The organism is Sphingopyxis sp., assembly GCF_050725655.1.
GTDB lineage: Bacteria > Pseudomonadota > Alphaproteobacteria > Sphingomonadales > Sphingomonadaceae > Sphingopyxis.
In genome coordinates, this window is record NZ_JBOHHT010000066.1 from 1 (window position 1) to 12,389 (window position 12,389).

General features: G+C 66.0%; 13 protein-coding genes. 11 read left to right on the forward strand and 2 right to left on the reverse strand.

All coding sequences use genetic code 11. From position 1 onward, the window contains the following. From ACREBX_RS09190 to ACREBX_RS09215, 6 genes are all read left to right on the forward strand, one after another. Window positions 1–1,657: hydantoinase B/oxoprolinase family protein (locus ACREBX_RS09190; protein WP_431561440.1), on the forward strand; the 1,657-nt coding region annotated here is incomplete at its 5' end. Between the two features lie 57 nt (window positions 1,658–1,714). Then, the gene (locus tag ACREBX_RS09195) at window positions 1,715–2,386 is read left to right on the forward strand and encodes a DUF969 domain-containing protein (protein WP_431561441.1); all 672 of its coding nucleotides are present in this window, start codon (window positions 1,715–1,717) and stop codon (window positions 2,384–2,386) included. Next, window positions 2,383–3,321 carry a DUF979 domain-containing protein gene (locus ACREBX_RS09200; RefSeq protein WP_431561442.1) on the forward strand — a complete coding sequence of 313 codons (939 nt, stop codon included), beginning with the start codon at window positions 2,383–2,385 and terminating at the stop codon, window positions 3,319–3,321. The genes ACREBX_RS09195 and ACREBX_RS09200 overlap by 4 nt, the downstream gene beginning before the upstream one ends. Before the next feature lie 147 nt (window positions 3,322–3,468). Continuing rightward, complete coding sequence (locus ACREBX_RS09205) at window positions 3,469–4,464, forward strand: DUF2891 domain-containing protein (protein ID WP_431561443.1); 996 nt, start codon at window positions 3,469–3,471, stop codon at window positions 4,462–4,464. Window positions 4,465–4,514: 50 nt separating this feature from the next. Then, complete coding sequence (locus ACREBX_RS09210; protein WP_431561444.1) at window positions 4,515–5,531, forward strand: LacI family DNA-binding transcriptional regulator; 1,017 nt, start codon at window positions 4,515–4,517, stop codon at window positions 5,529–5,531. 100 nt (window positions 5,532–5,631) lie between these two features. Continuing rightward, complete coding sequence (locus ACREBX_RS09215; RefSeq protein ID WP_431561445.1) at window positions 5,632–6,813, forward strand: GGDEF domain-containing protein; 1,182 nt, start codon at window positions 5,632–5,634, stop codon at window positions 6,811–6,813. A 9-nt stretch (window positions 6,814–6,822) separates the two neighbouring features. On the opposite strand, the gene ACREBX_RS09220 is transcribed toward ACREBX_RS09215, so the two are convergent. Together ACREBX_RS09220 and ACREBX_RS09225 are read right to left on the reverse strand one after the other, a co-directional pair. Then, window positions 6,823–6,993, reverse strand: a complete 171-nt coding sequence (locus ACREBX_RS09220) for a Rid family hydrolase (protein ID WP_431561502.1) — start codon at window positions 6,991–6,993, stop codon at window positions 6,823–6,825. Further along, complete coding sequence (locus ACREBX_RS09225; protein WP_431561446.1) at window positions 6,939–7,289, reverse strand: hypothetical protein; 351 nt, start codon at window positions 7,287–7,289, stop codon at window positions 6,939–6,941. The genes ACREBX_RS09220 and ACREBX_RS09225 overlap by 55 nt, the downstream gene beginning before the upstream one ends. A gap of 211 nt (window positions 7,290–7,500) precedes the next feature. On the opposite strand from ACREBX_RS09225, the gene ACREBX_RS09230 reads away from it, so the two are divergent. The 5 genes from ACREBX_RS09230 to acnA all read left to right on the forward strand — a co-directional run bounded on the left by ACREBX_RS09230 (window position 7,501) and on the right by acnA (window position 12,369). Then, window positions 7,501–7,668, forward strand: coding sequence for a Flp family type IVb pilin (locus ACREBX_RS09230; protein WP_431561447.1), 168 nt, complete (start codon window positions 7,501–7,503; stop codon window positions 7,666–7,668). Further along, window positions 7,593–8,348 (forward strand): TonB-dependent receptor plug domain-containing protein, encoded by a 756-nt coding sequence (locus ACREBX_RS09235; protein WP_431561448.1) that lies wholly within the window; start codon window positions 7,593–7,595, stop codon window positions 8,346–8,348. Before ACREBX_RS09230 ends, ACREBX_RS09235 begins: the two co-directional genes overlap by 76 nt. Before the next feature lie 33 nt (window positions 8,349–8,381). Further along, the gene (locus ACREBX_RS09240) at window positions 8,382–8,921 is read left to right on the forward strand and encodes a hypothetical protein (RefSeq protein WP_431561449.1); all 540 of its coding nucleotides are present in this window, start codon (window positions 8,382–8,384) and stop codon (window positions 8,919–8,921) included. Then, on the forward strand, window positions 8,918–9,550 hold the full coding sequence (locus ACREBX_RS09245; protein ID WP_431561450.1) for an OmpA family protein: 633 nt from the start codon (window positions 8,918–8,920) through the stop codon (window positions 9,548–9,550). Before ACREBX_RS09240 ends, ACREBX_RS09245 begins: the two co-directional genes overlap by 4 nt. A gap of 146 nt (window positions 9,551–9,696) precedes the next feature. Continuing rightward, window positions 9,697–12,369: an aconitate hydratase AcnA gene (acnA, locus tag ACREBX_RS09250; protein WP_431561451.1), complete on the forward strand. Its 2,673-nt coding sequence runs from the start codon at window positions 9,697–9,699 to the stop codon at window positions 12,367–12,369. The last annotated feature ends 20 nt before the right edge of the window (window positions 12,370–12,389 follow it).

The window sequence follows — 12,389 nt, forward strand, 5'->3', positions numbered from 1 at the left end:
GCGCAAGGTCGATGGCCCCCACTCGCTGCGACCAGGCGCGGCTACGCCGGACCAGGTCTCGCTGCCCTCCCCCGAAGGGGAGGGCGCAATGCAGCACCCCGACCCGATCCGCCTCGAAATCTTCAACAGCCTCTTCATGGCGATCGCCGAGGAAATGGGCGGCGCGCTCCAGCACAGCGCCTCGTCGATCAACATTCGCGAGCGGCTCGACTTCTCCTGCGCGATCTTCGACGGCGAGGGCCGCCTCGTCGCCAACGCCCCGCATATGCCCGTCCATCTCGGCTCGATGGGCGAAAGCGTCCGCACGATATTGCGCCAAAGAACCAGTGACGGCCGCGGCATCCGGCGTGGCGACGCGTACGCGCTCAACGCACCTTACGATGGCGGCACGCACCTTCCCGACATCACCGTCATCATGCCGGTGTTCGTCGCCGAAGACGATGATAGGGGCGATACGCCAAGCTTCTTCGTGGCAGCGCGCGGCCACCACGCCGATCTCGGCGGCATCGCCCCCGGCTCAATGCCCCCCGACAGCAGGAGCATCACCGACGAGGGCATTCTCTTCGACAATATGCTGATCGTCGACGACGGCCATTTTCGCGACGCCGCCGTCGCGGCGCACCTCGTCGACAGCGACTGGCCGGCACGCAACCCCGCGCTCAACATCGCCGACCTCAAGGCGCAGGTCGCCGCATGCCAGCGCGGCGCCAGCGCGCTCGCCGACCTCTCCGCCGCGCACGGCACCGCCACCGTCGCCGCCTATATGGCGCACGGCCAGCGTCAGGCCGAAGCCGCGGTACGCCAGCTTATCGCGCGCCTCGACGACGGCGCCTTCCGCTACGCGATGGACAATGGCGCAGAGGTCGTGGTCGCGGTGAAGGTCGACCGCACAGCGCGCCACGTCACGATCAACTTCACCGGCTCGTCGGCGACGCTCCCAGACAATTTCAACGCCCCGATGCCCGTCGTTCGCGCCGCGGTCCTCTATGTCCTGCGCACGATGCTCGACGATCCTATCCCAATGAACGAAGGCTGCCTTGCCCCCGTCACCCTCATCGTGCCGGATAATTCGATGCTGTCCCCAGCCTATCCCGCCGCGGTCGTCGCGGGCAATGTCGAGACAAGCCAGGTCATCACCGACGCGCTCTTCGCCGCCTTCGGCGCGATGGCCCCCGCGCAGGGCACGATGAACAATTTCACCTTCGGTAACGACGTCCACCAATATTATGAGACGATCGCGGGCGGCTCCGGCGCGGGCCCCGGCTTCGACGGCACCAGCGTCATCCAGACGCATATGACCAACAGTCGCATGACCGACCCCGAAGTGATGGAAACGCGCTTCCCCGTGATCGTCGAGGAATTTTCGATCCGCAAAGGTTCGGGCGGTGCGGGCCAATGGCGCGGCGGCGATGGCGCCACCCGCCGCATCCGCTTCCGCGAGCCGATGGCCGCGAACATCCTCGCGAACCGCCGCCAGATCGCGCCCGCGGGTCTCGCAGGCGGCGAAGACGCCGCGCCGGGGCGCAACTGGGTCGAACGCGCCGACGGCCGGACCGAGATGCTGGCCGCGACGGGCAGCGCCGACCTTGCCGCGGGCGACGCCTTCGTGATCGAAACGCCCGGCGGCGGCGGCTATGGGAAACCGGGGGAGAGATAATTTGCCGACAGCGCAGTCTGCCCCACGCGGGGATGACGGGATGAAGGGACACCAATCATGCTCGTGCTGATCGGCATCCTGATCATCATTGCGGGCTTTCTGCTCCGCTTCAATCCGCTGCTCGTGATCATGGCCTCCGCGCTCGCGACCGGCCTCGCCGCGGGGCTGGACATCGCCGCGATCATCGCCGCCTTCGGCAAGGCGTTCAACGACACGCGTTACGTCTCGATTATCTGGATTGTCCTCCCCGTCATCGGCCTGCTCGAAGCCTATGGGCTGCAACAGCATGCGCGCAGCCTCATCGACCGCATGAAAGGCGCAACACTCGGCCGCCTGCTCATCTCCTATCTGCTGCTCCGTCAGGCGATGGCCGCCGTCGGGCTCACCTCGGTCGCCGGCCACGCCCAGACCGTCCGCCCGCTCGTCGCCCCGATGGCTGAAGCCGCCGCCGAGGCGAAGAACGACGCCCTCACCGATGACCAGCGCGAAGAGGTCAAGGCATTCTCGGCCGCGACCGACAATATCGGCCTCTTCTTCGGCGAGGATATCTTCCTCGCGATCGGCTCGATCCTGCTGATGAAGGGCGTACTCGAAGGCTATGGCTATCAGATCGAGCCTTTGCACTTCTCGCTCTGGGCGATCCCGACCGCGATCGCCGCCTTCCTCATCCACGGCCTCCGCCTCCGCCGTCTCGAAAAGCGGATGATGCAACAGGAGGCCGGCGCATGATCACGCTCGGCTTCGTCTATGTCCTCGCGGGCCTGACTTTCGCACTCTTTGCGGTCCTCGGCCTGCTCGACCGCAGCAATTCCAAACGGTTCGGCAATGGTGTCTTCTGGGGCCTGCTCGCACTCTCGATGCTCGCCGGCGATCATCTCGGCGACTTCGGCAACGGCCTGCTTGTCCTCGCGCTCGTCGCGATCGCCGGGGCGGGACAGATCGGCCGCGCGCCCGGCGGTGAAGTCCCTTCTGAAATTCAGGCCGAACGCGCCGCGCGCCACGGCCCCTTCCTGCTCCTCGTCGCGCTGATCATCCCCGCGGTCGCGCTCGCGGGCACCTTCCTCTTCAAATGGGTCCCTGGCCTGGCGGATCCCAAGCAGGCGACGCTGATCTCGCTCGCGATCGGCGTGCTGATCGCGCTTGTCGTCGGCATGGCGCGGTTAAAGCCCCCGCTTCTTCTCCCCGCGCAGCAGGGCCGCCGCCTTCTCGACGCCGTCGGCTGGGCGGCGATCCTGCCGCAGATGCTCGCCAGCCTCGGCGCGGTCTTCGCGCTCGCGGGCGTTGGCGAAGTCGTCGGCGACGTCATCGGAAGCACGATCCCCGAAGGCAGCCTCTTCGGCGCGACGCTCGCCTTCGGACTCGGCATGGCGCTTTTCACGATGGTAATGGGCAATGCCTTCGCCGCCTTCCCGGTGATGCTGGCTGCGGTCGGCATGCCGTTGCTCATCAAACAATATGACGGCGATCCTGCGGTCATCGCCGCGATCGGCATGCTTGCGGGCTTCTGCGGCACGCTGATGACCCCGATGGCAGCCAATTTCAATCTGGTCCCCGCAGCCTTGCTCGAACTCAAAAACCCCTATGGCGTGATCAAGGCGCAGATCGGCACGGCGGTGCCTTTGCTTGGCGTGAACATCCTCTTCATTTACCTCTTCGCTTTCTAAATCCTCCCTGCCGCGAAGCGGTGGGGAGGGGGACTGCTCGCGAAGCGAGTGGTGGAGGGGCAGCGCCACAGCCCTCCGTCAGCGCTTCGCGCTGCCACCTCCCCATCGCTGCGCGACAGGGAGGATCATCTTGATTAGGACGATGGAATGCACCTCACCCCCGACCACGCCACCCGCTTCGCGACCGCGACCCTGTCGCATCTCGGCCGCGAATATCCATACAAGATGGACCTCGTCCTGAACGGCCCCGAGGACGCGAAGCTGCCGCGCGGGCATCACCCGATCTTTCACGGCAGCTTCGACTGGCACAGCTGCGTCCATGGCTGGTGGCAGGTCCTCCGCCTCGCGCGCCGCTTCCCCGACCTCGCCATTGCTGCCGACGTCCGCGCCCGCGCCGATACGATGCTCGTCCCCGAAAAGGTCGTGGGCGAACGCGCTTTTCTTGACCGGCCATACGCCGCCAGCTTCGAACGCCCCTATGGCTGGGCGTGGCTCCTCGCGCTCCATGCCGAGGCGACAAGCCACGACTCCCCGTGGGCGGCCGCGCTCGAACCGCTCGCCGTCGCCTTCGCCGCGCGCTTCCATGCTTTCTTGCCAAAGCTCACCTATCCGCTGCGTGTCGGCACCCATTTCAACATCAGCTTCGCGCTGCTCCTCGCGCGCCACTGGGCCGAAACCCGCGATCCCGCGCTCGCCGCCCTCATCGACGCGCGTGCCCGCGATTGGTTCTCCAGCGACCGCGACTGTCAGGCATGGGAGCCGGGCGGCGACGAATTTCTCTCCTCGGCGCTTACCGAGGCACATCTGATGGCGGCTATCCTCGGCGACGATTTCGCCAGCTGGTTCGACACCTTCCTGCCGCGCGCGGCGCAGGAACAACCCGCGACGCTTTTCACCCCCGCCACCGTCTCGGACCGCAGCGACGGCAAGATCGCGCACCTCGACGGCCTCAACCTCAGCCGCGCCTGGAGCTGGCGCGCGATCGCCGCCGCACTCGGTCCGGCCCACCCCGTCACGCCCGTTGCCGAAGCCGCGGCGCAGCGCCATCTCGCCGCCGCGCTCCCGCACGTCACCGGCGACTATATGGGCGAACATTGGCTCGCGAGCTTCGCGCTCCTCGCATTGGACGGCCTCGCCGATTGACAAGCCCGGCCCTCGCGGCGAGAGACGGCGCAAGGGGGAGGGAGGCCAAGGTGAACGGAAAGATGCTGCGTCCCACATCGTTCGACGTTGCCGAGCGCGCCGGCGTGTCGCAATCGACCGTTTCGCGTGCGCTGCGCAACAGCCCCGGCGTCAACGCTGAGACGCGCGCGCGCGTCTCAGCCGCAGCGCGCGAGCTCGGCTATGTCGTCGACCGCCACGCCTCGTCGCTGCGGCTGAAAAGCAGCGAGACGATCGCGCTCGTCACCATCTGCCGCCCCGGCGAGGACCGCAGCGCGATCAACCCCTTCTATTTCGCCTTGCTCGGCAGCATTGCCGCCGCGACCTCGGCGCGCGGCTTCAACCTGCTCGTCTCGTTCCAGGAGAATCCCGACAATTTCCGCGCCGATTTCGTCGCCTCGGGGCTCGCCGACGCGATGATCGTCATCGGCACGACCAGCAACCGTCCGGCATGGGACTATTTCGCGCAGGCGCAATCGTCCGGCCTCGATTTCGTCTGCTGGGGCAGCCCCGGCAGCCCGTTCCACTGGATGCGCAGCGAGAATGATATAGGCGGGCAACTCGCCGCCGAACATTTCGTGAAGTCCGGCCGTCGCCAGATCGCGTTTGTCGGACCGCAACAGTCGCCGCAGCGCCAGTTCGACGAACGCCGCGACGGCTTTTCGGCGGCGCTCGCCGCGCACGGCCTGACCGCGGTGGTCGCCGAGCCGCCCGCCGCCGCCGACCGCCACGCACAGGGCGTCGCCGCGGTCCACGCGCTGCTCGAAGCGCATCCCGACACCGACGCGATCTTCGCCGCCAGCGACATGCTCGCACTCGGCGTGCTCCAGGGGCTGAAGGACGCGGGCCGCCGCGTTCCCGAGGATGTCGCGCTGATCGGCTTCGACGGCATCCGTGCCGGCACCCTCGCCGACCCCGCGCTCACGACGCTCGAACCCGATCTCGACGCCGCGGGCGAGGCGCTCGTCGCGATGGCGCTCGAGGATGACGAACGCACGCGCAGCGGCACCCGCATCCCCGTCCATCTCGTGGTGCGCGGCACCGCTTGACCACGGCTCTCGCCACGTTACCGTGACTTAACTCCCCGAAAAGTAACAATTCGTTATCCAAGACGCTGCTACCCTGAGGGTGGAGGCAGAAAGCGGTAGTGTGAACGGACAATTTTTCATCTCGCTGCTCAATCCGGGCATCGGCCTGTTGTTCGCCATCGCCTTTTTCCTGCTCTGGCTGAACCGCCGCGAACGCTATATCGCCTATGCGGCGGGCGCCTATACCGCGTCGGCGATCGCCTTCCTGATCCAGGACGTCGGCCCGGTGCTGCCGATGGAATTGCAGCGCCTGCCCGCCAATCTCGGCTTCCTCGCCACCGGCGTCCTGTTCGCCGCGGCGATCATCAAACGGTACAGCCTGCCGATCCCCTGGCGCGCGATGGCAGTGACGACCGCGATCTCGATCACCGTCTTCATCTGGTTCCTGCTCATCCAGCCAAGCATCGCCGCGCGCATCCTGTCGATCAGCATCGGCGCCGGCCTTATCGCCGCGATGGTCGTCAAATCGCTCTGGCCGGTCGAAAAGCATTACCTCATCGACCGCGTGCTGTTCTGGGTCGCCGCGATCTCGGCGCTCAACCTCATCATCCGCCCCATCGTGCTGCTCTCGCTCGTCGGCGGCTTCGACAATTATGTCGGGTTCCAGCAGTCGGTTTACTGGACCACGGTGCAGTTCAGCCAGGCGATGGTGTCGATCGTCGCGGCGATCAGCCTGATGGTCGCCGTCGCGATCGACCAGATCGCCGAGCTCCGCCGCCAGGTCGATGACGACAATCTGTCGGGCCTGCTCAACCGCCGCGGGTTCGAGGCGCAGGCGGGCGCCGCGCTGCGCCGCTGCGTCGACGAGCACACCCCCATCGCGCTGATGATCGCGGACCTCGACCGGTTCAAGTCGATCAACGACAATCACGGCCACGCGGTCGGCGATGCGATTATCGCCGCGTTCGGCGCGCACGTCCGGCTGATCGGCCCCGCCGAAATGGTCGCGGGGCGGATAGGCGGCGAGGAATTCGCGCTGCTCGTCCCCGGCGCGAGCATCGAGGTGGCGCGCCAGCTCGCCGAGGCGGTCCGCACCGGGCTGCAGGCCGCGTGCGCCGACCGCATCCCGGCCAAGCTCTGCCCGACGACCAGCATCGGCCTCGCGATCGGCGTCCCCGGCACCACGCTCTCGGCGCTGATGCAGGAGGCCGACCAGGCGCTCTACGAAGCGAAGCGCACGGGCCGCAACCGCGTCCGCACCTTCACCCCCAAGCCGGTGCGCCTCGCCGCGGGCGGCAGCTGAGCCGCCACGCTATTTCCGGCGCTTCACCGCCACCACCTTGATCTCGACCACCGCAGTCGGCTCGTACAGCCGCGACACGCCGATCGCGGTCCACGCCGGAAAGGGCGCCTTCACATAGCGGTTCTTCACCACCGCAAAGCCGTCGATATGCGCGGCCAGATCGGTGTGAAAGGTCGTGATGTCGACAACATCGTCCCAGCTCGCCCCGCGCGCGCCAGCGTCGCAGCGATCGCCTTGAAGGCGCGGTCATATCCGGGCGCGAGGTCGGTTTCGCCCTTCGCCATTCCCGCGACCACGCCCGACAGGTAAATGGTGTCGCCCGCGATCACCGCATCGGCATAGCCCACCGCTTCCTGAAAGGCGCGCCCCTGCGGGTGCTCGGACATCAGCACCTTGTCCGCCTCGCGCGCCGCCGCGGGCGCGGCGACCAGCCCCGCCGCAATCGTCGCTATCATCGTCCATCGCATGATCCGCATCCCCATTTCCAGCCTCGGACGCCGCGAGCCTGGCAGCACGCGGGCGCGATGGCGAGCCCCTCATCACGGGCCCGAATCAAGCGCCACCAGATCGGCCGAATTTATCTTCGCTTATCAGCGCATTAATCCTCTTCCGCAGGAAAAGCCCCAACCCGTTGCGCTATGCCCGCCGCGGGACCAAGGACGGAACATGGGACAAGGGAACAGGATCATGCGGACCAAGCGAACACCGAATCTCCTCTGCGACGAACAGGCCGCGACAGCGATCGAATATGGTCTGATCGCCGCGCTGATCGCACTCGCATGCATCATCGCCTTCCAGACGCTCGGGCTCAACCTCGAGACGATCTTCAACACGATCAACAACGCGCTGAACTGATCGGGCGCGGGCGCCTAGCCGCTCCTCGCCCAATCCTCCCGGATCGCCGTCGTTACGAGAAGATTGATTTGCAAAATCTGATTATCAAGGGCCTCCTGGCTCTCTCATTTGCCGGAGCATATGCGGCACCCACGGTCGCGCAGGATAGTCCCGCGGCGGATTTGCCCGAAGAGGAGGAATCGCAAAACAACGCCGAGGATAGCGAGAAGCATAATGCCGATAGCCTTTCGCACGACATCGTCGTTACGGGCTCGCTCATCCGCGGCTTGCCGAAAGAATATGTCGCAAGCCCGGTCTTTACGCACGGCAAGGCCGACATCGTGCAATCCGGATCGGGGTCGATTGCGGAATATGCGCTCACGATTCCGCAGAACTTCACGGGCGATCTGAGTGAATTTGCAACAAGCGGAGCCGGGATCGGCAGCCCGCTGGGCGATGCCACCACCTATAACCAGTTCGATGGCTTCTCGGGCTTCGCGCTGCGTGGACTCGCCTCGGATGCGACGCTGACCTTGCTCAACGGCCGACGCATGCCGTCGGTCGGGATGAACGAAGCCCCGACGGTTTCGGTCATTCCGTCGATGCTGATCGAGCGCATCGACATCATTCCCGATGGTGCCTCGGCCACTTATGGCGTCGACGCGGTCGCCGCCGGGAACCCTCGCCTTGGTAAAACGTAGGTCCCGTATCCAGATAGGGACGGAGGTTTATCGGTGAATATTCGGCATGTTACTTTCCTCGCTGTGACCGGAATCGCGCTCGCGGGCTGCAACGTCAGCGAGACGCCGTCGACCCCCGACACGGCGGCCGCGCCGGAATCGGGCGTCACGCGCGAAACAGTGACCGCACCGCAGGACGAAACCCCCGTCGCGCGGATGCCCGCGCAGGTCGCGATTCAGAGCCAGCCGGGGCCCGACGGATCGCAGGTCGACCTGATGAAGGTTGCGGTCACCGGCGACATATTGACCGTGACGCTACGCTGCTCGAGCGACCAGAAGATCAACAGCGAGTCGTTCGACGTCACAAAGATCAGCGTGATCGACGATGCCACGTCGCAGCGGCTGGGCGTGCTCAAGGACAATGCCGGCGAGTGGATGGCGTCGAACGTCGGCGGAACCCGTCTGAACACCGCCTGCGAAGTCAAACCCGGCGTGATCTGGGCCAAATTCCCCGCGCCGCCCGCAACCAGCAAGACCGTGTCGATCAACCTGCCCGAAGTCGGCCCGTTCGACGGGATACCGGTCACGCGATGATGCGGTTTGCATCGCTGTCGATCGGCGCCGCGCTGCTCGCCGCCTGTTCACCGGGCGGGCGCGACGATGCCCCCGCCGACGATACAGCCGCGGAGGCGGCCACGAGGGTCGGGACGACCTCCAGCTTCGATGGAACCGCGACCGACGCACCGCCCGCCGCCGGAGGCGGCCGGGAAAGCGCGATGCCGGGAAGCGGGATGACGGGAACGGTCAGCGACCTGAAAGGCGATGTCAGCGGGCTGAACATCCGCGTCACCGACACCGCCACGATCGTCGACCTGCCCGCCGATGCGCTGTTCGAATTCGACAAGGCCGATCTGACGCCCGGTGCGGAGACCGAGTTGCGCAAGGCGGCGGAACTGATCCGCAAGGCGCCGCCGGGCACCATCGAAGTGATCGGCCATACCGATGCCAAGGGCGACGACGCCTATAACCAGAGCCTGTCCGAAAAGCGGTCGCGCACCGTTGCCGACTGGTTCGCGCAGCAGGTCGGCGTGCGCCAGCGCGCGTTCCGCGTATCGGGCAAGGGCGAAACCGCCCCGATCGCGGCAAATCAAACCGCCGACGGGAAGGATGACGCCGCAGGCCGCGCCCGGAATCGCCGCGTCGAACTGGTCCTGCCGCGATAGCCGTCCCCCACCCCCTTGCATTTCCTTGGCCTGGGCGTAAGGCGGCGCCAACATAAACCCGCGCGTGCGACTCCCGTTGGCCCCGCTCTCCCGCTTCGCCTTCGGACAGTCATTCCCCGCCGCGCCAACATGGGGACTGCAATCCTATGACGACCACGGGCAACGACACGCTGGGCACCCGCTCGACGCTGAGCGTCGGCGGCAAGACTTACGCTTATTATTCGCTCGACAAGGCCGCGGCAAAGCTGGGCGATGTCTCGCGGCTGCCGTTCAGCATGAAGGTGTTGCTCGAAAACCTGCTGCGCTTCGAAGATGGCGGCTTCACCGTGTCGACCGACGATATTCAGGCGCTGGTCGATTGGCAGAAGGACCCGCATTCGAACCAGGAAATCCAGTATCGCCCGGCGCGCGTGCTGCTTCAGGATTTCACCGGGGTTCCGTGCGTCGTCGACCTGGCCGCGATGCGCGATGCGATCGCGACGCTCGGCGGCGACACGTCAAAGATCAACCCGCTCGTCCCCGTCCACCTCGTCATCGACCACAGCGTGATGGTCGACGAATTCGGCCACCCCAAGGCGTTCGAACAGAATGTCGAGATCGAATATTATCGCAACGGCGAACGCTACGACTTCCTGAAATGGGGATCGAAAAGCCTCGACAATTTCAAGGCGGTCCCCCCGGGCACCGGCATCTGCCACCAGGTCAATCTGGAACATATCGCGCAGGCAGTGTGGTCGAGCGACGATGCGTCGGGTGAAACCGTCGCTTACCCCGACACCTGCGTCGGCACCGACAGCCACACGACGATGATCAACGGGCTCGGCGTGCTCGGCTGGGGCGTCGGCGGGATCGAGGCCGAGGCCGCGATGCTCGGCCAGCCGGTATCGATGCTGATCCCCGAAGTCGTCGGGTTCAAATTCACCGGCAAGATGAAGGAAGGCGTGACCGCGACCGACCTTGTGCTCACCGCGACCCAGATGCTGCGCGCCAAGGGCGTCGTCGGCCGCTTCGTCGAATATTTCGGCCCCGGCCTGTCGTCGCTGAGCCTCGCGGATCGTGCGACGCTCGCCAATATGGCGCCCGAATATGGCGCGACCTGCGGCTTCTTCGGCGTCGACGACAAGACGCTCGATTATATGCGCCTGACCGGCCGCAGCGGCGAGACGATCGCGCTGGTCGAAGCCTATGCCAAGGCGCAGGGGCTTTGGATCGTCGAGGGCGCCGCGGACCCCGTGTTCACCGACACGCTCGAACTCGACCTGGCCACCGTAGTGCCGTCGCTCGCGGGGCCGAAGCGTCCGCAGGACCGCGTCTCGCTCCCCGATGTCGACGATGTGTTCAATGCCGACATGGTCAACACCTACAAGAAAGCGCAGACGCGCGTGCCGGTCGAGGGCAAGGATTTCGACATCGGCGACGGCGACGTCACCATCGCCGCGATCACCAGCTGCACCAACACCTCGAACCCCGGGGTGCTGATCGCCGCGGGGCTCGTCGCGAAGAAAGCCGACGCGCTGGGGCTGAAGCCCAAGCCGTGGGTGAAAACCTCGCTGGCACCGGGATCGCAGGTCGTGACCGACTATCTGATCAAGGCCGGGTTGCAGCAGCATCTCGACAATATCGGCTTCAACCTCGTCGGTTATGGCTGCACCACCTGCATCGGCAATTCGGGGCCGCTGGCCGAGCCGATCAGCAAGGCGATCAACGAGAATGGCCTCGTCGCCGCGGCCGTCATCTCGGGCAACCGCAACTTCGAAGGCCGCGTGTCGCCCGATGTGCGCGCGAACTTCCTCGCCTCGCCGCCGCTCGTCGTCGCCTATGCATTGAAGGGCACGGTGATCGAGGATTTCACCACCACGCCGATCGGGCAGGACCAGTCGGGCAACGACGTGTTCCTCGCCGACATCTGGCCGACCAATCTGGAGGTCGCCGAAGCGGTTGCGGGTGCGGTCGACCGCGACATGTTCGTCGCGCGCTACGCGCATGTCTACAAGGGCGACGAGCATTGGCAGAAGATCGAAGTCGAAGGCTCGGATACCTATCAGTGGCGCGCCGGCTCGACCTATGTGGCGAACCCGCCGTACTTCGAGGGCATGAGCATGACCCCGGCGCCGGTCAGCGACATCATCGATGCGAAGCCGCTCGCGATCCTCGGCGACAGCATCACCACCGACCATATCTCGCCCGCCGGCAGCATCAAGGCGGACAGCCCGGCCGGAAAATGGCTTATGGAACATCAGGTTAACAAGGCTGACTTCAACAGCTACGGCGCCCGCCGCGGCCACCACGACGTGATGATGCGCGGCACCTTCGCCAACATCCGCATCAAAAACGAAATGGTCCCCGGCATCGAAGGCGGCATGTCGCGCTACGGCTCGGAGGTCATGCCGATCTACGACGCCGCGATGCGCCACAAGGCCGACGGCACGCCGCTCGTCGTCATCGCGGGCAAGGAATATGGCACCGGCTCGTCGCGCGACTGGGCGGCGAAGGGCACCAATTTGCTCGGCGTCCGCACCGTCATCGTCGAAAGCTTCGAGCGCATCCACCGCTCGAACCTCGTCGGCATGGGCGTGCTGCCGCTACAGTTCCAGGATGGCGACACGCGCGAGACGCTGGGCCTGACCGGCGACGACACCTTCACCATCACCGGCGTCGCGGACCTGAAGCCGCGCCAGACGGTGACCGTGAATGTCACCCGCCCCGACGGCTCGACCTTCAGCTTCGACACGCTCTGCCGCATCGATACCGCGAACGAGGTCGAATATTATATGAACGGCGGCATCCTGCACTATGTGCTGCGCAAGCTTGCTGCCTGACGCGGCAGACGCCTGATGCT

Bases quoted from the DNA above. Each gene is read 5' to 3' on its own strand.
- acnA (WP_431561451.1), top strand. From the start codon at position 9,697: ATGACGACCACGGGCAACGACACGCTGGGCACCCGCTCGACGCTGAGC.
- ACREBX_RS09245 (WP_431561450.1), top strand. From the start codon at position 8,918: ATGATGCGGTTTGCATCGCTGTCGATCGGCGCCGCGCTGCTCGCCGCC.
- ACREBX_RS09235 (WP_431561448.1), top strand. From the start codon at position 7,593: ATGCATCATCGCCTTCCAGACGCTCGGGCTCAACCTCGAGACGATCTT.
- ACREBX_RS09225 (WP_431561446.1), bottom strand. From the start codon at position 7,289: ATGCGGATCATGCGATGGACGATGATAGCGACGATTGCGGCGGGGCTG.
- ACREBX_RS09230 (WP_431561447.1), top strand. From the start codon at position 7,501: ATGCGGACCAAGCGAACACCGAATCTCCTCTGCGACGAACAGGCCGCG.
- ACREBX_RS09195 (WP_431561441.1), top strand. From the start codon at position 1,715: ATGCTCGTGCTGATCGGCATCCTGATCATCATTGCGGGCTTTCTGCTC.
- ACREBX_RS09205 (WP_431561443.1), top strand. From the start codon at position 3,469: ATGCACCTCACCCCCGACCACGCCACCCGCTTCGCGACCGCGACCCTG.
- ACREBX_RS09200 (WP_431561442.1), top strand. From the start codon at position 2,383: ATGATCACGCTCGGCTTCGTCTATGTCCTCGCGGGCCTGACTTTCGCA.